This is a genomic window from Rhizobacter sp. P1_G5 (genome assembly GCF_056405435.1).
Genome location: NZ_JBFUCB010001144.1, coordinates 1 through 721, shown reverse-complemented (window position 1 = coordinate 721; position 721 = coordinate 1). Strand labels below are relative to the sequence as shown.

The window sequence follows — 721 nt, the reverse complement described above, 5'->3', positions numbered from 1 at the left end:
AGCACCTGGACCTACGACACCTGCGCGATGGGCATCGGCAAGCTGTGCGCGACCAGCGCCAGCACCGACATGAGCCAGCAGTGGGTGTACGACAGCCTGGGGCGGCTGGTCAGCAACCGCACGACGGTGGTGAACGGGCCGAGCTTTGCGAGCGCGCTGAGCTACGACGCGAACGGTCGGCAAGCGACGCAGACCTGGCCGACCGGGTTGACGGTGAACTAYGGSTACACRCCGAAGGGYTTCCTCGGCACGGTGTCATTGGCAACGGCGGTGACGGTGAACCCGTTGCCCGCCACGCCGGGCGGCACGCCAGGAGCAAGCATCACGCTGCCGGCGGGCACGGTGCTGTGGCAGGCGCAGGCCTACAACGCRYGGGATCACCTTGAGCAGCAGCGCTACAGCAAYGCSGTGGTGAGCAAGTCSGGYTATGAAGCCGCGACGGGCCGCGCSAGCAGCCTGACGACGGGCAAGGGCAACGCSACYGAYGTGCTGAACCACGGCTACGTGTGGGACAGCCTGGGSCGGCTGACSAAYCGCAACGATGCGAACGGYGACGGCAGCACAGGCGCGGTGACGGAGAACTTCGAGCACGATGCGCTSGGYCGGCTGCAGCGCTACACGGTGGCGGCGCCTGCGATCAGCGGGCTCGTGCGCACGGTGAGCCTGCAATACAACGCGCTGGGCAGCATCCTCTACAAGAGCGATGTGGGGGATGTGGGGG

General features: G+C 67.5%; 1 pseudogene. It reads left to right on the top strand.

Annotation, left to right across the window (positions count from 1 at the left end):
* A pseudogene (locus tag AC1D12_RS34625) lies at positions 1-721 on the top strand (hypothetical protein); the annotation flags it as partial.